This is a genomic window from Streptomyces sp. f51, from assembly GCF_037940415.1.
Classification (GTDB): domain Bacteria; phylum Actinomycetota; class Actinomycetes; order Streptomycetales; family Streptomycetaceae; genus Streptomyces.
Genome location: NZ_CP149798.1, coordinates 815,048 through 834,765, shown reverse-complemented (window position 1 = coordinate 834,765; position 19,718 = coordinate 815,048). Strand labels below are relative to the sequence as shown.

The following is a 19,718-nucleotide window of genomic DNA, read 5'->3' as shown; positions in this document are numbered from 1 at the left end:
CACGATAGTTCACCTGATTGAACTCTGTCATTCAAAATATTGGACGGAATGTGTCGGATCTCGACCTGCTGACTCAATCCCTGGCGCGCAACATGAAGCGCTGGCGCACAGAGCGCGGCTTCACTCTGGAGGCGCTCGCCGCCCGCGCCGGAGTCAGCCGCGGCATGCTCATCCAGATCGAGCAGGCCAGGACCAACCCCAGCCTGGGGACCGTCGTCAAGATCGGTGACGCGCTCGGCGTCAGCATCACCACCCTGCTCGACTACGAACAGGGGCCCAAGGTCCGGATCGTTCCCGCCGACCAGGCCGTACGGCTGTGGCACACCGACGCGGGCAGCTACAACCGGCTGCTGGCCGGGACGGAGGCGCCCGGTCCGCTGGAGATGTGGGACTGGCGGCTCATGCCGGGCGAGGGCAGTCCGTCCGACCCGCACCCCACGGGCACCGTCGAACTCGTGCACGTCATCTCGGGCGACATGACCCTCACCGTCGACGGGGTCGAGCACCGGGTGCCGGAGGGGGCGAGCGTGTCGTTCGAGGCCGACACCCCCCACACGTACGCCAACAGGGGGCACGTGCCCGTAGAGATGGTCATGGCGGTGTCGGTCCCCCTCGTGCACTGAGTCCTGGCGCGGGGAGGCGAGGGGAACAAGGGCCGGTGCTCCCTCCGGGGCGCGCCCGGCGGGCTGTTAGCGTTCCGTCATGCGCGCACCGATCGGACAGTTCGACCACGCCTTCCCCGCCCCCGACCGCCTGGACGAACTCGTCCGGCCCGTCGCCGACGCGGTGCGCGGGTGGCGCGGCGGCACACCCGCCGAGCGGATCGTCTACGTCGAGACGAACCCGGAGTGGGCCGACACCGCCGTCTTCGTCGAGCACTACGGCAAGGAACTGCTCGACACGTCCGCCAACTGCGTGGTCGTCGCGGGCAGACGCGGCACCGAGACGAGGCTGGCCGCGTGTGTCGTCCTGTCCACCACCCGCGTCGACGTCAACGGCGTCGTACGCCGGCAACTGGGCGCCCGCAAGGCCTCGTTCGCCCCGATGGACGTCGCGACGGGGGAGAGCGGCATGGAGTACGGCGGCATCACCCCCGTCGGACTCCCCGACGACTGGCCCGTGTTGGTCGACTCCGCCGTCGTCGCGCTGCCGTACGTGCTGGTGGGCAGTGGACGCCGGCGCGGCAAACTCCTGGTGCCCGGCGCCGCGTTCGCGGAGCTGCCGAACGCGGTGGTGGTGGAGGGCCTGGGCGTCGCCGTCTGACGTCCTTCCGGCTGGAGCTCTGCTCCTGTCAGGGAAGGCGGTTCGTTCACGCGGCCGTGTGATGTTCCAGCACCTGGTGGGGGTCCGCCTCGCCGGGTGCAGGCGCCGGATCGGCGTGGACCAGGGCAGCGGTCAGCTTCGGGACGGCGTGCAGCAGGGCGTGTTCGGCGTCCACGGCGATGTCGTGGGCGTGACGTACGGTCGCCTCGCCGTCCACCACCACCGCCACCTCGGCGCGCAGCCTGTGCCCGATCCAGCGCAGCCGCAGTTCGCCCACGTCACGCACCCCCGGGACCTGCCGCAACGCCCGCTCGGCCCGGTCCACCAACTCCGGCTCCACGGCGTCCATCACGCGCCGGAAGACCTCCCTGGCGGCGTCGCGCAGCACGAGCAGGATCGCGGCCGTGATCGCCAGCCCCACCAGGGGGTCGGCGAGTGGCAGGCCGAGGGCCGCGCCGCCCGCGCCCACCAGCACGGCGAGTGAGGCGAACCCGTCGGTACGGGCGTGGAGTCCGTCCGCGACGAGCGCGGCGGAGCCGATCTCACGTCCGACACGGATGCGGTACCGGGCGACCCACTCGTTGCCGGCGAAGCCGAGGAGCGCGGCGACGGCCACCACCGGCAGGTGCCGCACGGGCTGCGGATCGAGCAGCCGGCCGACCGCAGCCCAGGCCGCGAAGGCCCCGGAGGCCGCGATCGTCAGGACGATCATGATGCCCGCCAGGTCCTCCGCCCTCCCGTAGCCGTAGGTGAACCGCCTCGTCGCCGCCCGGCGGCCGAGCGTGAAGGCGACCGCGAGGGGCAGGGCGGTCAGGGCGTCGGCCGCGTTGTGCACGGTGTCGCCGAGCAGGGCGACCGATCCGGACAGCATGACAACGGCCGCCTGCACCAGGGCCGTTGTGCCGAGGACGGCCAGGGAGATCCACAGCGCCCGCATGCCCCGGGCCGAGGCCTCCAACGCCGGGTCGACCTTGTCCGCCGCCTCGTGGGAGTGCGGGGAGAGGAGATGCCGCAGCCGGCTCCCGCGCCCGTGCGGGTGGTCATGCGGGTGGCCGTGTGGGTGCCCGTGCGCGTGGCTGTGGGGCCGCCCGCCGTCGTCCTCGCCGCGGTGACCGCCGTGGCCACCGGTCCCGTGACTGCCGGTCCCGTGGTCGTCCCCGTGGTGCCGGTCGTCCGCGTGATGATGGCCGTGGTGGTGCCGGTCGTGGTCGTGGCGGTCGTTCACGTGGGTCCCCTTCCGTGCGCGGGAGTGGACGCGCCGACGTCCACGGGACCATTATGTGCGTATGAGCGCACGCATGCACCTGTCACCTGCGCACGATGAGCACCCGCGTACCCCGGGCGAGGAACAGTTCGCGCTCGCCGCCGAACTCCTCGGCCTGCTCGCCGACCGCACCCGCCTCACGCTGCTGCACGCGCTGACCGGGGGCGAGGCCGATGTCACGACGCTGACCGAGACGTGCGGAGCGGCTCGGCCGGCCGTCAGCCAGCATCTGGCCCGGCTCCGTCTGGCGGGGCTCGTGAACACGAGGAAGGAAGGACGCCGGGTGATCTACTCGCTCGGAGACGGGCATCTGCGCCGGGTGGTCGACGAGGCGCTGAACCTCGCCGATCACCGGCTCACCGACCGCCCGGCGCACGACTGAGACCAAGCCACCCGTGCGGCGCCGGGGCCGCGTCGACGAACGCCCGCCCGCTGCCCGGCGCCCCCCGCCCGTCAGCGTGTGAGCGTGCCGTCGCCCATGACCGCGCCGTCCCCCGCGGCGGTGACGTGGTCCTCGCCCTCGCCCTCCTCCAGCAGGTTCGCCGCGGCGCCCACGATGCTCGGGTCGGGGCTGCCGACGACCTCGTGGTCCTTGTCCGCGTAGGCGAAACGGGCCAGGACACTGCGCATGGCCTCGACGCGGGCCCGCTTCTTGTCGTTGCTCTTCACCACGGTCCAGGGCGCCTGCGCGGTGTCCGTCTCGCGGAACATGGCGACCTTGGCCGCCGTGTAGTCGTCCCAGAGGTCCAGCGAGGCCAGGTCCATGGGGCTCAGTTTCCACTGCCGTACCGGGTCGACCTGACGGATGGTGAAGCGGGTGCGCTGCTCACTCTGGGAGACCGAGAACCAGAACTTGATCAGGTCCACGCCGTCGTCGACGAGCATCCGCTCGAAGGCGGGCGCCTGGCGCATGAAGCGGCGGTACTCGTCGTCGGTGCAGAAGCCCATCACCCGCTCCACACCCGCCCGGTTGTACCAGGACCGGTCGAACATCACGATCTCGCCCGCGGTCGGCAGATGCTCCACGTAGCGCTGGAAGTACCACTGCCCGCGCTCCCGCTCGGTCGGCTTCTCCAGCGCCACCACCCGGGCGCCGCGCGGGTTGAGGTGCTCGGTGAACCGCTTGATCGTGCCGCCCTTGCCCGCCGCGTCGCGCCCCTCGAAGACGACGACGAGGCGTCGGCCGGTCAACTTGATCCAGCTCTGGAGCTTCAGCAGCTCGATCTGCTGGAGACGCTTGTGCCACTCGTACTCCTTGCGCTCCATGCGCTGCTCGTACGGGTAGTTCTCCCGCCAGGTGTCCACCGGGCTGCCGTCCGGCCGGATCAGGACGGGGTCGTCGTGGTCGGTGTAGTCCACCCGCATCCCTGCCAGCAGTTCCGTCATCCGGCCCTCCTCTGCCCGTGCTCCGATTGTCCGCCGATCCGTACGTTCGCGCCGTTTCAGTGATCACCGCGGGAGGGACGTGATGCCCGTCCCCGATGGAAGCAAGCGGAGGCGTACAGCGGGAGAACCGCAGACGAAGCCGAGCCGTGCCGGAGCCGATATGCGCTCAGTCCAGCCTCAGGTCCACCCACTCCGCGGTCTCCCCGGGGAGGACATAGCGCTCGGTCTCCGTGAAGCCGTGCCGGCGGGCGAAGCGCAGACCGTCCCCGTTGGCCGCGAGGACCACGGTCTCGATCACCCGGGCGCCCGACGCGCGGGCCTGCTCCAGCCCCCGTGCGTACAACTCCTCACCGAAACCCTGCCCGCGGTGCTCGGCCAGCACGCGCGCGATCACGGTCGCCGTCGCGGTGTCGTCGGTGGGCGGACGAACCGTCGTGCAGCCCACGAGGACGTCGCCGAGGTAGGCGACCTCCAGGCGGTAGCGCCGCACGCGTTCGCGCACCTCGTCCAGGGACAGGGCGGCGGGCGGGACGATCACGTTGTGGACGTGCCGCCAGTCCGCGAGGCGGGCCTCGTCGTCGGGCGCTTCGATGCGAAGGATGGGCATCGGAGCAGAAAACCGGTGCGGATCAGGTGGCGTCAACCGGATTGGCTCAAGCGGACCGGTCCTGGCCCGGTCGTGCCGGGGCGTCGGCCGGGTGTCTCGGCCTCAGCCCAGGCGCGGGATCTCGATCGCCGGGCAGCGGTCCATCACCATGTCGAGTCCGGCGGCGCGCGTCCGTTCGTAGGCCGCTTCGTCGATCACGTCGAGCTGGAACCAGACGGCCTTGGCACCGATGGCGACCGCCTCGTCCGCGACGGGACCCGCGAGGTGGCTGTTGACGAAGACGTCGACGACATCGACCTCGAAGGGGATGTCCGCGAGCGAGGCGTACCCCTGCTCTCCGTGGACGGTCTCGGCCTTGGGGTGCACGGGCACGATCCGCTTGCCGTAGCGCTGGAGGACGTCGGCGACGCCATGGGCCGCGCGCCGCTCGTTCGACGAGAGCCCGACGATCGCCCAGGTGTCACCCTGCTCGGTCAGGATCCTGCGGATCGTGTCTGAGTCGCCGTACACGCTCGGCCTCCCTGGGGCTCGGTCAGTCGCTTTCATTGTGCTCAACGGCGGGCGGAGCGTGATGATTCCTCGGGCCGTGCGCCCGCAGGTGTTCGAGCAGCAGACGGTTCAGGGCCTCGGGAGCCTCCTCCGGGATCCAGTGGCTGAGGTCCGGGAGGATCTCGAAGCGGTACGGCCCGTCGACCCAGCGTCCGGTGTCCTTCGCGGGAACCGGTCCGAACGCGGTGTCCCCCGTGCTCCACACGTACAGCGTGGGCGCCTCGATGACGTCGATCGTGCCGTCGGGACGCCCGGACCGGTACCAGTTCAGTGCCGCGGTGAGGGCGCCGGGCCGGGACAGTCGCCGGACGTAGGCTTCGGCACTGGCCCGCGGGACCCTTCCCGCGAACAGCGAGCGCAGCAGTGCGGCGTCGTCGGCCAGCATGCGCTGTTCGGTCGCGGGCGTCTCGCGCCAGTCGATCATGTACCGGGACCGCGCGCGCTGGTCGTCGTCCGTACGCAGCGCCTCGGCGAGTGCCCCGGGGTGCGGGGTGGACACGACTGTCAGGGTGCGTACGCGGCCGGGATGGGCCGAGGCGGTCCACCACGCCACCGCGCCGCCCCAGTCGTGACCGACGAGATCGAACGTGGACCAGCCCAGTTCCTCCGTGATCGCGACGACGTCCGCGACCAGGAGGCTCATGCGATAGTCCTCGGCCCGCTCCGGGCGGACTCCCGGGGAGTAGCCGCGCTGGTCGGGTGCCACGACGCGGTAGCCCTCGGCGGCGAGCGCCTCGATCTGCCGTCGCCACGCCAGCCCGGTCTGGGGGAAACCGTGCAGCAGCAGCACCGGGCGGCCGTCGGGAGGACCCGCCGTGAGGGCGTCGAACACGCCGGCGGCGGTGGAGATGCTCGGTCCAGTCACGGTCCACTCCTTCATACCGACTGGTCGGTCAGCCTTCCGTCGCCGGAAGCGGATTGTCAAGGCCGCGTGGCCCGCGCCCCGGGCCCCGGTCCGGCCCGCGACACCGAACGGACCGTACTGCACGCGCTGTTCACGCCCGTCGGGACCCCGTCCGGCCGTGCCGGGCCCGGCGTCGGACGGCGGCCCGGACCCCGGGTGCGGGCGCGTGTCCGGAACGGCCCCCACCTCCCCGCGCCGGCCCCGACGGCCGCCTAGGCTCACCTCGTGCTCCGTATCATCGACGCCCGTACGGGCGAACCCGTCGACGCAGCCCTCGCCCGCCGCGGTCTGGTCCGCGTCCACGCGCATCCGCCGGGGTTCGACCTCACGGGTCTGCGCGTGCTCCTCGTCGCCGACGTCCTGGTCCGGGCCCTGGAGTTCGGCGGCAACCCCGCCTGGGCGACGCTGAGTTCGGCGCCCGCCCCGGCCGAGGCCGGGGACCGGACGGATCCGGAGGGCGGGGAGGACTCCTGGAGCGAGGCGGGGCTCCGGGATCGCGCCGCCGAACTCGGGATCCGGCCGTTCGAGGATCACCGGGACACCGATCTGGGACCGGCGGCGACCCGGACCCTCGAAGTCGTCGCCCAGGGCGCCGCCGTGACGGACGGCCCGCGGATCGAAGTGGCACCGGTGGGCGCCGGGCACCGTTCCGCCCCCGCCGATCCCACGGCCCTGCGGTTCGCGTTGCTCGCGCGGCCGCGAGAGCTGCCCCTGAGCCTCGACGCCGAGGTCCTCGCGGAGGCGGAGGGCACGCTGGGACGCTGGCGCTCCGCCGTCGCCGACTGGGCGAGGCGGCCCTCCAAGCCGGTCCCCGAGGACGTACGGCTGCGGCTGCGCGCCGCCTGGGAGGACGACCTGGACGTGCCCGCCGTACTGGACGTCCTGCGGTCGGTGGAGACCTCCGCGCTGCCCGAGGGTGCCCGGTTCGAGACGTACGCCTACGCCGACCGGCTGCTCGGCCTCGAACTCACCCGCGAGATCGGAGCGTCCCTGTGAACGCGCGCGCGGCCACCGGCCCCAGGCGAAGACTGGTCGTCCTGCGGCACGCCAAGTCCGCCTGGCCGGACGGGGTGCCCGACCACGAGCGGCCCCTCGCGACCCGCGGCCGTCGTGACGCCCCCGCCGCCGGACGCGCCCTCGCGGACGCCGACCTGCTGCCGGACCTCGCGCTGTGCTCGACCGCCGTACGGGCCCGGGAGACCTGGGAACTGGCGGCACGGGAGTGGGGGACTCCGCCGCCCGTACGGCTCGACGGACGGCTGTACGGAGCCGACGTACCGGAGCTGCTGGAAGCGGTGCGCGAAGTCCCCGAACACGTGCGGACCTTGCTGCTCGTCGGGCACAACCCGGGGCTCGAGGAGCTGGTTCTCGAACTGGCCGGGGACGGCTTCGACGACACGCTGGGCCGGGTCCGGACGAAGTTCCCGACCTCGGCCGTCGCGGTCCTGGTCTGGCACGGCGGCGCCTGGCACGAACTCGGCCCCGGCGACGCGCTGTTGACGGACGTCGTCGTGCCGAGGGGCAAGAAGGACTGAATCCCGGCCCGCACGCGCCCGAGTGATCCCCTCCGGCGGTCGCGGTACGTGATCGCCGACTCGCGCAGGGTCGCCGTCCGGCCACGTCGGCCGGGCCCGCGCGCAGCGCATACGCTGGCCCGATGCAGGACGAGTACCGCACAGTGGCCCATACGGGCGTGCACGAGACCGAGGTCAACCGCTCCCGCTTCCTGTGCGCTCTCGCCCCGGCCGCCACCGAGCGGGAGGCCCAGGACTTCGTCGCGGCGATCAGGAAGGAACACGCGGACGCCTCGCACAACTGCTTCGCGTACGTCATCGGAGCCGACGGCGCCGTGCAGAAGGCGAGCGACGACGGCGAACCGGGCGGCACCGCGGGCGTCCCCATGCTCCAGATGCTGCTGCGCCGCGACATGCGGTACGTCGTCGCCGTCGTCACCCGCTACTACGGCGGGGTCAAGCTGGGCGCCGGCGGACTGATCAGGGCGTACGGCGGCTCGGTCGGCGAGGCGCTCGACGCGCTGGGCACGATCACCCGCCGCCGGTTCCGGCTCGCCACCGTGACCGTCGACCACCAGCGGGCGGGCAAGGTGCAGAACGATCTGCGCTCGACCGGCCGCGAGGTGCGTGATGTGCGTTACGGCGAGGCCGTCACCATCGAGATCGGGCTGCCGGACGCCGATGTCGAGTCCTTCCGGGCCTGGTTGGCCGACGTGACCGCAGGGACGGCCGCCTTCGAGCTGGGCGGAGAGGCGTACGGCGACGCGTGACAATCCGGGCGAATATGGACGAATGGTCGGAGTCCGGTGACGGTCGTGGTGGGCCGATACGGGAGTAACCGCCCGTGATGTCAGACCCGGCCGATACCCTTCGGGGATCATGAGGCTCCTGCACACTTCCGACTGGCACCTGGGCCGGGCGTTCCACCGCGTGAACATGCTCGACGCCCAGTCCCGCTTCATCGGCCATCTCGTCACGACTGCGCGCGAGCGCGAGGTGGACGCCGTGGTCGTCTCGGGAGACGTGTACGACCGTGCCGTGCCGCCCCTGGCCGCGGTCCAGCTCTTCGACGACGCCCTGCACCGGCTCGCCGACCTCGGGGTGCCCACCGTCATGATCTCCGGGAACCACGACTCGGCCCGGCGGCTCGGCGTCGGCGCCGGACTCATCGGCCGCGCCGGCGTCCATCTGCGGACCGACCCCGCCGGATGCGGCACACCCGTGGTGCTGTCCGACACCCACGGCGACGTCGCCTTCTACGGCCTGCCGTACCTCGAACCCGCCCTGGTGAAGGACGAGTTCGGGGTGGAGAGGGCCGGCCACGAGACCGTGCTCGCCGCCGCCATGGACCGGGTCCGCGCCGACCTCGCCGGACGCGCGCCCGGCACCCGCTCCGTCGTCCTCGCCCACGCCTTCGTCACCGGCGGCGCGGTCAGCGACAGCGAGCGGGACATCACCGTCGGCGGCGTCGCCTCCGTCCCCGCCGCAGTCTTCGACGGCGTCGACTACACCGCGCTCGGCCATCTGCACGGCAGCCAGACCATCACCGAGCGCGTGCGCTACTCGGGATCCCCGCTGCCGTACTCCTTCTCCGAGGCCGACCACCGCAAGAGCATGTGGCTCGTGGACCTCGGCCCCGACGGCTCCCTGGCCGCGGAGCGGATCGACTGCCCGGTGCCCCGCCCGCTCGCCCGCCTCCGGGGACATCTGGAGGACCTGCTCGCCGACCCGGATCTCGACCGTCACACCGACGCCTGGATCGAGGCGACCCTCACCGACCCCGTCCGGCCCGCCGACCCCATGGCGCGGCTCACCGAGCGCTTCCCGCACACGCTCAGCCTCGTCTTCGAGCCCGAGCGCTCCCCGCAGGCCCCGGACGTCTCGTACGCCCGCCGGATCGCCGGCCGCAGCGAGGAGCAGATCGCCGAGGACTTCGTGGCCCACGTCCGCGGCGTCGGACCCGACGCCCGGGAACAGGCCGTGCTCCAGGACGCGTTCGACGCCGTCCGCGCCGACGAGAACGCACGGGAGACCGCCCGGTGACCTCACGTCCGCCGTACACCCAGGGGGCCGACCGCCCGGAGACCGAGGGAACCCGATGAGGCTGCACCGCCTGGACATCACCGCCTTCGGCCCGTTCGGCGCGACCCAGCGCGTCGACTTCGACGAACTGTCCGCCGCCGGGCTCTTCCTGCTGCACGGACCGACGGGCGCGGGCAAGACCTCCGTCCTCGACGCCGTCTGCTACGCCCTGTACGGAGCGGTTCCCGGCGCCCGGCAGAGCGCCCAGGGCCTCGGCCTGCGCAGCGACCACGCGGCCCCCGAGACCCGCACCGAGATCCGCCTCGAACTCAGCGTCGCCGGGCGCAGGCTGGAAGTCACCCGGCAGCCGCCCTGGGAGCGCCCCAAGAAGCGCGGCACGGGCACGACCACCGAGAAGGCCCAGAGCTGGCTGCGCGAGTACGACTCCGCGGCCGCCGCCTGGAAGGACCTCAGCCGCTCCCACCAGGAGATCGGGGAGGAGATCACCCAGCTCCTCGGCATGAGCCGCGAGCAGTTCTGCCAGGTCGTCCTGCTGCCCCAGGGCGACTTCGCGCGCTTCCTGCGGGCCGACGCCGAGGCCCGCGGCAAACTGCTCGGCCGCCTCTTCGACACCCACCGCTTCGCCGAGGTCGAGAAGCGGCTCGCCGAGCGCCGGCGCGCCGCCGAGGCCGAGGTGCGGGCCGCGGACACCGCGCTGCTCGCCGACGCGCACCGGATGCACCAGGCGGCCGGCCGCATCGTGGAGGAGCCGCTGCCCGACCTCGCGCCCGGCGATCCGGGCCTCGCCGAGTCCGTGCTCGGCTGGGCCGCGCTGGCCCGCAGCACGGCCCGCGAGACGCTGGCCGTCGCCCGCTGCGCCCGCGGGGCCGCGGAATCCGCACAGGCCGCGGCCGACCGCGCCCTCGACGACGTGCGCGAAGTGGACCGGCTCCAGCGCCGGTTCACCGAGGCACAGGAGCGGGCCGCCCGCCTTGAGGGGCGAGCCGACGCCCATCAGGAGGCCCGGACGCGCATGGAACGGGCGCGCAAGGCCGAGGCCGTGGCGCCCGCACTCGACCTGCGCGACGCGGCCGAGGCCGAACACCGGCGCGCGACCGCCGAGGAGACCCGCGCGCGAGCCGCCCTGCCGGAGACGTTCGCCGGCGCCGGAGCCCCCGGTCTCGCGGCCGCCGCGCGCAAGGCCGCCGAGGAACTGGGCGGTCTGGAGTCGGCACGCCGTGCCGAGCGGCGCCTCGGTGAACTCGCCGCGGAGCGCGCCTCCCTGGACCGTCAGGAACGCGCCGACGACGACGTCCTCCAGGACGCCGAGAGCTGGCTGGCCGACTGGGAGGAGACCCGAGCCGGTGCCGAGGCGCGGGTCGACACCGCGCAGCAGGCCGCCGCACGGGCGGAACAGCTCGCCGTCCAGCGCGAACCCGCCTCCAAGCGGCTCGCCGCCGCCCGGCTGCGCGACGAACTGGCCCGGGACACCGAGAAGGCCAACGCCCGGAGCCTGGCCGCGCGCGAGGACGCGACGCGGGCGCACGCCCACTGGCTCGACCTGAAGGAACAGCGTCTCCAGGGGATCGCCGCCGAACTCGCCGCCGGACTGGTCGACGGCGAGTCCTGCGCGGTGTGCGGGGCCACCGAACACCCGGAGCCCGCACGGAAGATCGCCGGTCATGTCGACCGCGAGACGGAGGAGCGGGCCCTCGCCGCGTACCGCACCGCCGACGAGGAGCGCGCCGAGGCCGAGCGCCGGCTCGGCGTCGTACGCGAGGCCCTGGCCGCCGCGACCGCCGAGGCGGGGGACGCCCCGACCCGGCAACTCCAGGAACAGGCCGAGGAACTGGACCGGCTGCACACCGAGGCCCGCACGGCCGCCTCCGGGCTGCACGCCGCCCGCGAGGCCCGCGAACAGGCCGAGCGGGAACACGAACGACGGCTGACCGACCGGCAGGAGGCCGGCCGCCGGGTCGCCGCACGGGCCTCGCACCGGGACTCGCTCGACCGTGAGAAGGCCACCCTGGAAAGGGAGTTGGAACACGCGCGGGGCGCCGCCGCGAGCGTGTCCGAGCGGGCCACGCAGCTGGAGCGCCAGGTCGCCCTGCTCACCGAGGCGGCGGAAGGCGTCCGGGCGGCGGAGGACATCGCGCGGCGCCTCAAGGACGCCGACGCGCGTCTGGCCGACGCGGCCTTCCGCGCCGGATTCGAGACCCCGGCCGCCGCGGCCGCCGCGATGCTCGACGACGTGGCGCACCGCGATCTGCAACGGCAGCTCGACGCGTGGCAGTTGGAGGAGTCGTCGGTGCGCGCCGTGCTGGCCGAGGCCGACACCGCGGCCGCGGCGCGGCGCGCTCCCGTCGACCTGCGGGCCGCCGAGCAGAGCGCCGAATCCGCGGCCCGGCGGCTGCGGGAGACCGCGTCGGCCCAGGACGCCGCGGCCCGGCGCTGCGCCGAACTGGACACGCTGTCCGCCCACGCGACCGGAGGGGCGCGCCGGCTCGCCCCGCTGCGGGAGGAGCACGAGCGTGTGGCCCGTCTCGCCGGACTGGCGGCCGGGACGTCGGCGGACAACGAACGCAGGATGCGCCTGGAGGCGTACGTGCTGGCCGCCCGGCTGGAACAGGTCGCCGCCGCCGCGACCGCCCGCCTTCAGAAAATGTCCTCGGGTCGCTACACCCTGGTCCACTCCGACGACCGCGCGGGGCGCGGACGCAGCGGGCTCGGACTGCACGTCGTGGACGCCTGGACCGGACGGGAGCGCGACACCGCGACCCTCTCCGGCGGCGAGACCTTCTTCGCCTCTCTCGCCCTGGCCCTCGGTCTCGCCGACGTGGTCACGGACGAGGCCGGCGGGGTGCGCCTCGACACGCTCTTCATCGACGAGGGCTTCGGAAGCCTCGACGACCAGACCCTCGACGAGGTGCTGGACGTCCTCGACTCGCTGCGCGAACGCGACCGCAGCGTGGGCATCGTCAGCCACGTCGGAGACCTGCGCCGTCGTATCCACGCGCAGCTGGAGGTCGTGAAGGGGAGAACGGGGTCGGTGGTACGGCAGCGCGGCGCGTGATCTCGCCGGCCGCCGGCTCAGCGGCCGAGCGGCCTGCTCAGCGGCCGAGCGGCCTGCTCGGCAGAGGTGAGGAGTAGACGACGCTCGTGGTCACCGAGCCGAGCGTGCCGATCTTGCCCGACACCGTCTCCAGATGGGCCATCGACCGCGCGGCGACCTTGATGACGAAGCAGTCGTCGCCCGTGACGTGGTGGGCCTCCAGGATCTCGGGCGTGACCTCGACGAGGTCGTGGAACGGCTTGTAGTTGCCGTTCGGGTAGCGGAGCCGGACGAACGCGAGGATCGGCAGCCCGAGGCTCTCGGGGTCGACGACGGCCGCGTACCCGCGTATGACGCCCGCCTCCTCCATGCGGCGGACCCGCTCGGTGACCGCGCTGGCGGACATGGAGACGGCCCGTGCCAGCTCGGCGAAGCTGGACCGGCCCTCGCGCTGGAGGACGTCGAGGATGCGCCAGTCGGTGGCGTCGGGGGAATACGCGGTCATCCGCGATGCATACCAGGGAAATCCCCGGCCGATCAACCACGCTGCCGTGGATCGTCACTTCAGGACACGGACCGGCGCCCGTAGATTTTCCTCCCGGGACGTCCCGCGGAACGCGGTGCGCGGAGAGCACCGGGATGGCAAGGGCGGCATCCGGCCGACGGGACCACGGAACAAGGAAAGGCCAGGTCATGACTGCGACTGCCGAGGACATCACGAACGGCACGGTGACCGGATCCACGCCGGCGAACCCCGTCCTGCGGGTGCCGCCGGCCCCGCCCGCCGCGGCCGCCGCCCATTTCCGCGCGAGCCTCGCGTTCCACGCGGACGTGTCCGATGTGGCCGCGGCCCTCGCCGCCGGCGGCGACCCCGGGTTCGTCGTCCTCGACTCCCGCTCCACCGCGTCGTGGGACCAGGGCCACATCCCCGGCGCGGTCCACCTGCCCACCGCCCTCATCGCCGAGCAGGCCGAGCGGCTTCTGGACAAGTCCGTGCCGGTCGTCACCTATTGCTGGGGCCCCGGATGCAACGGCGGGACGCGCGCGGCCCTCGCCCTCGCCGAACTCGGCTTCCAGGTCAAGGAGATGCTCGGTGGCTTCGAGTACTGGGCGCGCGAGGGCTTCGCGTTCGAGACCTGGCAGGGGCGGGAGAACCGTGCGGCGGACCCCCTGACGGCGCCGGTGGACGCGGAGGACTGCGGCTGCTGACCTCCGTGGACGGGGGCCGCGTCGACCGGCCGGGTCCCCGTCTTCCCGCCGGTGTCCTGATCCGGTTTCCGGCGGCCGCCTGCCCTACGGGGGCGGAGGCCTGCCGTGTAGCTTCTGCGCATGCCAAGATACGCGGACCCCGGTGCGGTCCAGTGGGTGGAGTCGGGCGGCGGGCCGCTCATAGCGATCCCGGAGACGGTGCTCCCGTTCTGGTCGGGGGCCGACGGCGACGACATGTCCTGCGACTACGACCGGGCCTGCGACGTCGACGGGTACGTCGGCCTCCTGCCCGTGGGCGACACCAGGGCACTGGTCCTCGGCGACGATCCCGCCTCGACCACCTACCTCCCCGAGCACGGGGCCTTCGTCCGCTGGTGCGCCGCCGAGTCCGAGGACGAACTGCTCGCCGTCGTCCCGGCGGCACTGGCACAGGCCGCCTGGGAGCCTGAGGTGGAGTGGACGGTGCCCGGCCCGGTCGTCCTCTTCGACGCCACCTGGCCCGGCACCGCCTCCGGGAGCACCGATCACCTGCGGGTGGAGCTCTCCCCGGGCCGGTACGCGGTCCGCGCGGCCCGCGTCGAACCGGGACCCGAGACCTGGGTGGGACTCGTACAGCTGCGTCGGCTCACGCCCTGACGCTCTGCCGGGTGACGCCGGGACGTCCACGCGTCCCGGTGACGCGCGCGGCGGCCGGACCCGGCCGCCGCGCGGGACGCCGTCAGAGCCGGGAGAGCTCGTCCACCAGGTCGTCCAGGCCCAGGGAGCCCTGGGACAGCGCGGCCATGTGCCAGGCCTTGGCGTCGAAGGAGTCGCCGTGCCGCTTCCTCGCGTTCTCGCGCCCGAGCAGCCAGGCGCGCTCGCCGAGCTTGTAGCCGATGGCCTGGCCCGGCATCGTGAGATAGCGGGTCAGCTCGCTCTCCACGAAGTCGGCGGGCCGGCTGCTGTGGGCGCCGAAGAACTCCTGGGCCAGGTCGGGGGTCCACCGCTCGCCCGGGTGGAAGGGCGAGTCGGCCGGGATCTCCAGCTCCAGGTGCATGCCGATGTCGACGATGACCCGGGCGGCACGCATCATCTGCGCGTCGAGATAGCCCAGCCGCTGCTCGGCGTCGGTGAGGAAGCCGAGTTCGTCCATCAGCCGTTCCGCGTACAGGGCCCAGCCCTCGCAGTTGGCGCTGACCATGCCCACGGTGGCCTGGTAGCGGGACAGGTCGTCGACGACGTACGCCCACTGCGCGAGCTGGAGGTGATGGCCGGGCACCCCCTCGTGGTACCAGGTCGAGACGAGGTCGTAGACGGGGAAGCGGGTCTGCCCCATCGTGGGCAGCCAGGTGCGGCCAGGCCGCGAGAAGTCCTGCGACGGTGCGGTGTAGTAGGGGGCCGCCGCGCTGCCGGGGGGCGCGATACGGGACTCCACCTTCCGTACGGGCTCGGCGAGTTCGAAGTGCGTGCCGTCCAGGGCCTCGATCGCCTCGTCCATCAGCCCCTGGAGCCACCGCTGGACCTCGTCGACACCCTCGATGTGCCGGCCGTGCTCGTCGAGGTGCGCCAGGGCCACCCAGGGGGTCGCCGCGCCGGGAAGGATCTTCTCGGCCTCGGTCCGCATCTCGGCCAGCAGCCGGTGGTACTCGGCCCAGCCGTACGCGTACGCCTCGTCGAGGTCGAGATCCGTACCGTTGAAGTACCGCGCCAGCCGCGCGTACCGCTCGTGGCCCACGGTGTCGGGACCGCCCTCGATCGTGGGCGCGTACACATCACGCATCCAGTCCCGCAGCGCGACCACCGCCTCCGTCGCGGAACGGGCCGCCGCGTCCAGTTCCTCGCGCAGGGAGGCCGGACCCGCCGCGACGAAGTCCTCGAACCAGCCGCGGCCCCGTCCGTCCGTGTCCGACCATTCCGTGAGTTGTTCGACGAACGTCGCGGTCGGGCGCGGGCCCGCGTACAGCTTGCGGTCGAGCCCGAGCGCGAGGGACTCCCGGTAGCCCGCGAGCGAGGCCGGGACCGCCCGCAGTCGCTCGGCGACCGTCGCCCAGTCCTCGTCGCTCTCCGTCGGTGTCAGGGTGAAGACCTGCCGCACGGAGTGCACCGGTGTGTGCAGATTGCCGACCGCCCGCAGACCCTCGCCCGCCTCGTGGACCGCGAGCGCGGCGGTGAGCCGCTCACGCAGCAGCCGGGCGCAACGGCGCTCGATGTCGCGGTCCGCGCCGGGCCGCCGCTCCGCCTCGTCCAGCCGCGCGAGGGTCACCCGCGCCAGCTCGGCGACGGCCTCCTGGCCCGCGGGCGAGTTGTCGGGAAGCCTGCCGTGACTCTCCTTCACACCGAGGTAGGTACCGAGAACCGGGTCGAGGGCGATGAGGTCGTCGACGTACGCGTCGGCGACCTCGCGGGGCAGCGGGTTCTTCGTCTCTGACATGCGCACATCCTCATACGGGCACGGGTGCCGCGTCAGCCCGCGCAACCGGGCTTTCCGGCGCGTCAGGCGGATTTGGCCGGAGACGGTGTGCCGGGCGCGGCGGGCGGCAGCAGGGGTCCGCAGTCCCACTGCTGGAATATCAGCCGCGTCTCGACCCTGGCCACCTCACGCTGCGAGGTGAACTCGTCGAGCACCAGCCGCTGGAGATCGGCCATGTCCGCGACCGCGACATGGACGAGATAGTCGTCCGGGCCGGTCAGATGGAAGACGGTCCGCGACTCCGGAAGCAGCCGGATCCGGTCGACGAAGGGCCCGACCAGTTCCCGCCGGTGCGGCCGGACCTGCACGGAGAGCAGCGCCTCCAGACCCCGGCCGAGCTTCGCCGGGTCAAGCCGCAGCTGATGGCCGAGAATCACTCCCGCCCGCCGCAGCCGGGTCACCCGGTCGAGGCAGGTCGACGGGGCGACTCCCACCTGCGCGGCGAGATCGCGGTAGGTCGTCCGGGCGTCGTTCTGCAACAGCCGCAGCAGATGAAGATCCACCGGATCGAGTACGACAGAATCGGCCATGGCGCGAACGTAACACGGGATCCGGCGCCGAAAGCCCGCCCGGTGTTCAGGCTTCGGCGCATGGACTCCGTTGTGTACGACACGCAGGGCGCGCTGGACGCGCAGGACGACCCGAACGGCGACGGCCGGGTCCCGGCGGCTTCGACCCGGGCACTCGCCACGGAAGCCGTGCACGCCGGCCGGGAGGACCTGGCGGCCCTGGGGCTGCACGCGGCCCCGATCGACCTGTCCACCACCTACCCCTCGTACGACAGCCGCGGTGAGGCCGCCCGGATCGACGCCTTCGCGGCCGAGGGTGCCGAGCCGGACGGCCCGCCCGTCTACGCGCGCCTGGGCAATCCGACCGTCGCCCGCTTCGAGACCGCCCTGGCGCGCCTCGAAGGAACCGAGAGCGCGGTCGCCTTCGCGAGCGGCATGGCGGCCCTGAGCGCCGTCCTCCTCGTACGCAACTCCATGGGCCTGCGCCACGTCGTCGCCGTCCGTCCGCTGTACGGGTGCAGCGACCATCTCCTGACGGCCGGGCTGCTCGGCAGCGAGGTCACCTGGGTCGACCCGGCCGGGATCGCCGACGCGCTGCGGCCCGACACGGGGCTCGTCATGGTGGAGTCCCCGGCCAACCCGACGCTCGCCGAACTCGACCTCAGGGCCGTGGCGCACGCCTGCGGGTCCGTACCGCTCCTCGCCGACAACACCTTCGCGACCCCCGTGCTCCAGCGCCCGGCCGAACAGGGCGCGCGACTGGTCCTGCACAGCGCCACCAAGTACCTGGGCGGGCACGGCGACGTCATGGCCGGAGTGGTGGCCTGCGACGAGGAGTTCGCCCGCAAACTGCGCCAGGTGCGGTTCGCGACGGGAGGCGTCCTGCATCCGCTGGCCGGCTATCTGCTGCTGCGCGGCCTGTCGACCCTGCCCGTCCGGGTCAGGGCCGCCTCCTCGAACGCCGCGGAACTGGCCCGCAGGCTCGCCCGCGACCCGCGGGTCGCCCGTGTCCACTACCCGCGCATCGGCGGCGCCATGATCGCCTTCGAGGTGCACGGCGACCCGCACGACGTGATCGCGGGAGTGCGGCTGATCACCCCCGCCGTGAGCCTCGGCAGCGTCGACAGCCTCATCCAGCACCCCGCCTCCATAAGTCACCGCATCGTCCCCACGGCGGACCGTCACGACGCGGGGGTCAGTGACCGGCTGCTGCGTCTGTCGGTGGGCCTGGAAGACGTGGACGACCTGTGGTCCGACCTGGACGGGGCACTGGGGTACAGCGGCGGGGAATGAGGGTCCGCGATCGGCGGCGGGGGAGGGGCGCCCCCGGCACGGGGCCGTGCCGGGGGACTTGGGCGTACTCGGGTCAGTCCCGGCCCACACCGGTCCCGGGCACCGTCCACCTGCCCGCCGCCTGCGGAGCGTGGCCGAGGGAGTACGGCAGGGACGACGTCACGGGCGTCGCCACCGGTGCCGTGTCCAGACGGGCGGTGATGACCAGGGTGCCCTCCTCGATCTGGTAGTCGAGGGGGAGGCCCAGACCGCGCATGGCGGCGACCATGCCGGTGTTGGACGCCTGCGTGACGGCGTACACGCTCGCGCAGCCGGCCTCGGTCGCCATCGCCACCAGACGGCCCAGCAGTTCGATGCCGATCCCGCGCCGCTGCCATTCGTCCTCGACGAGCAGCGCGACCTCCGTCTCGTCCCCGTCCCAGAGGAGATGGCCGAGCCCGACGATCCTGCCGGACGCCGTCCGGACGGCGAGGGTGCGCCCGAAGCTGGGGCTGAGCAGATGGTTGAGGTACCGGTCGGCGTCCCCGACGGGTCCGTGGTAGCGCATGCTCAGCGTGCGCGGCGAGCACCGGTCATGCATCTCCCTGGCCGCGTCGAGGTCGGAGACGTCCGCGCGCCGGACGGTGATCGCGTTGCCCTCGGGCAGCGTCAGCAGGTCCTGCCCGCGCGGAATGCGCGGACCGAGCCGCGCGTCCAGTTCGACCAGCGCCCGTGCCCGGGCGAACTCGGTCGGTGTGAACGGCAGATACGGCCGCTCGACCGTGATCACCCCGCCCTCCGGCGCGCGCAGTCGCATCACCGTGTCCTCCAGCGCCCCCTCCACGGGAGCGCCCTCCGTCGCCCGGCCGGAGACGGGAGAGGTGGCGGGCAGCGAACGGATCGTGCACCGGCCGAGCAACTGCCGCAGGGCGAGCGGGAGTTCGGAAGCGTCCAGGGCGGTCCGAGTGGCCAGACCGAGCACCCGGGTCGGCGCGTCCACCAGGTCGTGGGCATCGGCGCGCTCGATCCAGGTCGCGGTGCCACCGGCCTGCGTCACACCGCGGGCGATCTCGGACGTGGCCAGTTCGGCGGGGGCCCGCAGCAGGAACTCGTCGACCGTCCCGTCCGCCAGCGGGTGCGTCTGAAGGCTCAGGATGTCGACCCGGAGCTGTGCGAGCGCCGTGCACAGCGCGGCGAGCGAACCCGGCGCGTCCTCGACCGTCGTTCGCATCCGCAGCAGTGTCGTCACCTCCGCTCCGGCCAGAGGCGCCGAGGTCTCCTCGGAAAGCGTGCCCGTTCGCCCCTCCGAGGGCGGCCGGGCGCCGGTATCGCTCGTCGGCGGCGCGTGACCGTGGCGCCGTGCCCACCATGTGTGGAATCCGGCCGTGGCGGCGAGGAACACCGCCGCGATCACGAGCAGCGTGGGGCCGCCCGGCCCGTGCCCGATCATGTTGGCCACACCGTCGGCGACCGCCACCGCCGTGAACAGTGCGGCGAGTTCGACGACGTCCCGTCGCCAGTGGTGAACGGGTCGTGCCTGCTTCGCGCGCGTCACATCAGACATGTCTGGAGTCATACAGTCACTGTGAAGGAACGGTGTTGCGTGATCACGAACGGCTTGTGACTGATCGGTTAAGTGTCGTTCTGTCCTGTTTGCAGTTCTTTTTACGGGTCTTTTGCCCCGGGCGTGGGAGCCCGCTGCTCACCTCGTCGGAGCC

General features: G+C 72.9%; 20 protein-coding genes. 11 read left to right on the top strand and 9 right to left on the bottom strand.

Annotation, left to right across the window (positions count from 1 at the left end; translation table 11 throughout):
- Positions 1–50 precede the first annotated feature (50 nt).
- Positions 51–623, top strand: coding sequence for an XRE family transcriptional regulator (locus tag WJM95_RS03735; protein ID WP_339128021.1), 573 nt, complete (start codon positions 51–53; stop codon positions 621–623).
- A gap of 79 nt (positions 624–702) precedes the next feature.
- Positions 703–1,263 carry a YbaK/EbsC family protein gene (locus WJM95_RS03730; protein ID WP_339128020.1) on the top strand — a complete coding sequence of 187 codons (561 nt, stop codon included), beginning with the start codon at positions 703–705 and terminating at the stop codon, positions 1,261–1,263.
- Between the two features lie 46 nt (positions 1,264–1,309).
- On the opposite strand, the gene WJM95_RS03725 is transcribed toward WJM95_RS03730, so the two are convergent.
- On the bottom strand, positions 1,310–2,278 hold the full coding sequence (locus WJM95_RS03725) for a cation diffusion facilitator family transporter (RefSeq protein WP_339135338.1): 969 nt from the start codon (positions 2,276–2,278) through the stop codon (positions 1,310–1,312).
- Positions 2,279–2,549: 271 nt separating this feature from the next.
- On the opposite strand from WJM95_RS03725, the gene WJM95_RS03720 reads away from it, so the two are divergent.
- Positions 2,550–2,909: a metalloregulator ArsR/SmtB family transcription factor gene (locus WJM95_RS03720; protein ID WP_339128019.1), complete on the top strand. Its 360-nt coding sequence runs from the start codon at positions 2,550–2,552 to the stop codon at positions 2,907–2,909.
- 71 nt (positions 2,910–2,980) lie between these two features.
- Here the strand turns inward: WJM95_RS03720 and ppk2 are convergent, their stop codons facing one another.
- The 4 genes from ppk2 to WJM95_RS03700 all read right to left on the bottom strand — a co-directional run bounded on the left by ppk2 (position 2,981) and on the right by WJM95_RS03700 (position 5,934).
- Complete coding sequence (gene ppk2, locus WJM95_RS03715; RefSeq protein ID WP_339128018.1) at positions 2,981–3,913, bottom strand: polyphosphate kinase 2; 933 nt, start codon at positions 3,911–3,913, stop codon at positions 2,981–2,983.
- 166 nt (positions 3,914–4,079) lie between these two features.
- Positions 4,080–4,520 (bottom strand): GNAT family N-acetyltransferase, encoded by a 441-nt coding sequence (locus WJM95_RS03710; protein WP_339128017.1) that lies wholly within the window; start codon positions 4,518–4,520, stop codon positions 4,080–4,082.
- A 102-nt stretch (positions 4,521–4,622) separates the two neighbouring features.
- A complete protein-coding gene (locus WJM95_RS03705) occupies positions 4,623–5,030 on the bottom strand; it encodes a CoA-binding protein (RefSeq protein ID WP_339128016.1) in 408 nt (135 codons plus the stop codon).
- Between the two features lie 22 nt (positions 5,031–5,052).
- Entirely contained in the window at positions 5,053–5,934 is an 882-nt protein-coding gene (locus WJM95_RS03700) for an alpha/beta hydrolase (protein WP_339128015.1), read from the bottom strand.
- A gap of 264 nt (positions 5,935–6,198) precedes the next feature.
- On the opposite strand from WJM95_RS03700, the gene WJM95_RS03695 reads away from it, so the two are divergent.
- From WJM95_RS03695 to WJM95_RS03675, 5 genes are all read left to right on the top strand, one after another.
- The gene (locus WJM95_RS03695; RefSeq protein ID WP_339128014.1) at positions 6,199–6,969 is read left to right on the top strand and encodes a hypothetical protein; all 771 of its coding nucleotides are present in this window, start codon (positions 6,199–6,201) and stop codon (positions 6,967–6,969) included.
- Entirely contained in the window at positions 6,966–7,508 is a 543-nt protein-coding gene (locus WJM95_RS03690; protein WP_339128013.1) for a histidine phosphatase family protein, read from the top strand. Before WJM95_RS03695 ends, WJM95_RS03690 begins: the two co-directional genes overlap by 4 nt.
- 122 nt (positions 7,509–7,630) lie before the next feature.
- Positions 7,631–8,257 (top strand): YigZ family protein, encoded by a 627-nt coding sequence (locus WJM95_RS03685; protein WP_339128012.1) that lies wholly within the window; start codon positions 7,631–7,633, stop codon positions 8,255–8,257.
- A gap of 109 nt (positions 8,258–8,366) precedes the next feature.
- On the top strand, positions 8,367–9,530 hold the full coding sequence (locus WJM95_RS03680; RefSeq protein WP_339128011.1) for an exonuclease SbcCD subunit D: 1,164 nt from the start codon (positions 8,367–8,369) through the stop codon (positions 9,528–9,530).
- Between the two features lie 55 nt (positions 9,531–9,585).
- Complete coding sequence (locus tag WJM95_RS03675; protein WP_339128010.1) at positions 9,586–12,582, top strand: SMC family ATPase; 2,997 nt, start codon at positions 9,586–9,588, stop codon at positions 12,580–12,582.
- A gap of 37 nt (positions 12,583–12,619) precedes the next feature.
- On the opposite strand, the gene WJM95_RS03670 is transcribed toward WJM95_RS03675, so the two are convergent.
- On the bottom strand, positions 12,620–13,066 hold the full coding sequence (locus WJM95_RS03670) for an Lrp/AsnC family transcriptional regulator (protein ID WP_339128009.1): 447 nt from the start codon (positions 13,064–13,066) through the stop codon (positions 12,620–12,622).
- Between the two features lie 188 nt (positions 13,067–13,254).
- Between WJM95_RS03670 and WJM95_RS03665 the strand changes: the two genes are divergently transcribed.
- Both WJM95_RS03665 and WJM95_RS03660 read left to right on the top strand, forming a co-directional pair.
- A complete protein-coding gene (locus WJM95_RS03665; RefSeq protein WP_339128008.1) occupies positions 13,255–13,770 on the top strand; it encodes a rhodanese-like domain-containing protein in 516 nt (171 codons plus the stop codon).
- A gap of 120 nt (positions 13,771–13,890) precedes the next feature.
- Positions 13,891–14,406, top strand: a complete 516-nt coding sequence (locus WJM95_RS03660) for an immunity 21 family protein (protein WP_339128007.1) — start codon at positions 13,891–13,893, stop codon at positions 14,404–14,406.
- 82 nt (positions 14,407–14,488) lie between these two features.
- Here WJM95_RS03660 and WJM95_RS03655 read toward each other — a convergent pair whose 3' ends face one another.
- Together WJM95_RS03655 and WJM95_RS03650 are read right to left on the bottom strand one after the other, a co-directional pair.
- Entirely contained in the window at positions 14,489–16,180 is a 1,692-nt protein-coding gene (locus WJM95_RS03655) for a DUF885 domain-containing protein (RefSeq protein ID WP_339128006.1), read from the bottom strand.
- Positions 16,181–16,242: 62 nt separating this feature from the next.
- The gene (locus tag WJM95_RS03650) at positions 16,243–16,749 is read right to left on the bottom strand and encodes an Lrp/AsnC family transcriptional regulator (RefSeq protein WP_339128005.1); all 507 of its coding nucleotides are present in this window, start codon (positions 16,747–16,749) and stop codon (positions 16,243–16,245) included.
- On the opposite strand from WJM95_RS03650, the gene WJM95_RS03645 reads away from it, so the two are divergent.
- Complete coding sequence (locus WJM95_RS03645) at positions 16,711–18,021, top strand: PLP-dependent transferase (RefSeq protein ID WP_339128004.1); 1,311 nt, start codon at positions 16,711–16,713, stop codon at positions 18,019–18,021. The two genes, WJM95_RS03650 and WJM95_RS03645, sit on opposite strands and share 39 nt — an antisense overlap.
- A gap of 73 nt (positions 18,022–18,094) precedes the next feature.
- Here WJM95_RS03645 and WJM95_RS03640 read toward each other — a convergent pair whose 3' ends face one another.
- Positions 18,095–19,564 (bottom strand): GNAT family N-acetyltransferase, encoded by a 1,470-nt coding sequence (locus WJM95_RS03640; protein ID WP_339128003.1) that lies wholly within the window; start codon positions 19,562–19,564, stop codon positions 18,095–18,097.
- Positions 19,565–19,718: the final 154 nt, after the last annotated feature.

Excerpts from the sequence above, each read along its gene's own strand:
- WJM95_RS03650 (WP_339128005.1), bottom strand. The coding sequence starts at position 16,749 with ATGGCCGATTCTGTCGTACTCGATCCGGTGGATCTTCATCTGCTGCGG.
- WJM95_RS03710 (WP_339128017.1), bottom strand. The coding sequence starts at position 4,520 with ATGCCCATCCTTCGCATCGAAGCGCCCGACGACGAGGCCCGCCTCGCG.
- WJM95_RS03730 (WP_339128020.1), top strand. The coding sequence starts at position 703 with ATGCGCGCACCGATCGGACAGTTCGACCACGCCTTCCCCGCCCCCGAC.
- WJM95_RS03665 (WP_339128008.1), top strand. The coding sequence starts at position 13,255 with ATGACTGCGACTGCCGAGGACATCACGAACGGCACGGTGACCGGATCC.
- WJM95_RS03645 (WP_339128004.1), top strand. The coding sequence starts at position 16,711 with ATGAAGATCCACCGGATCGAGTACGACAGAATCGGCCATGGCGCGAAC.
- WJM95_RS03680 (WP_339128011.1), top strand. The coding sequence starts at position 8,367 with ATGAGGCTCCTGCACACTTCCGACTGGCACCTGGGCCGGGCGTTCCAC.
- WJM95_RS03670 (WP_339128009.1), bottom strand. The coding sequence starts at position 13,066 with ATGACCGCGTATTCCCCCGACGCCACCGACTGGCGCATCCTCGACGTC.
- WJM95_RS03655 (WP_339128006.1), bottom strand. The coding sequence starts at position 16,180 with ATGTCAGAGACGAAGAACCCGCTGCCCCGCGAGGTCGCCGACGCGTAC.
- WJM95_RS03640 (WP_339128003.1), bottom strand. The coding sequence starts at position 19,564 with ATGTCTGATGTGACGCGCGCGAAGCAGGCACGACCCGTTCACCACTGG.
- WJM95_RS03660 (WP_339128007.1), top strand. The coding sequence starts at position 13,891 with ATGCCAAGATACGCGGACCCCGGTGCGGTCCAGTGGGTGGAGTCGGGC.
- ppk2 (WP_339128018.1), bottom strand. The coding sequence starts at position 3,913 with ATGACGGAACTGCTGGCAGGGATGCGGGTGGACTACACCGACCACGAC.
- WJM95_RS03675 (WP_339128010.1), top strand. The coding sequence starts at position 9,586 with ATGAGGCTGCACCGCCTGGACATCACCGCCTTCGGCCCGTTCGGCGCG.
- WJM95_RS03720 (WP_339128019.1), top strand. The coding sequence starts at position 2,550 with ATGAGCGCACGCATGCACCTGTCACCTGCGCACGATGAGCACCCGCGT.
- WJM95_RS03685 (WP_339128012.1), top strand. The coding sequence starts at position 7,631 with ATGCAGGACGAGTACCGCACAGTGGCCCATACGGGCGTGCACGAGACC.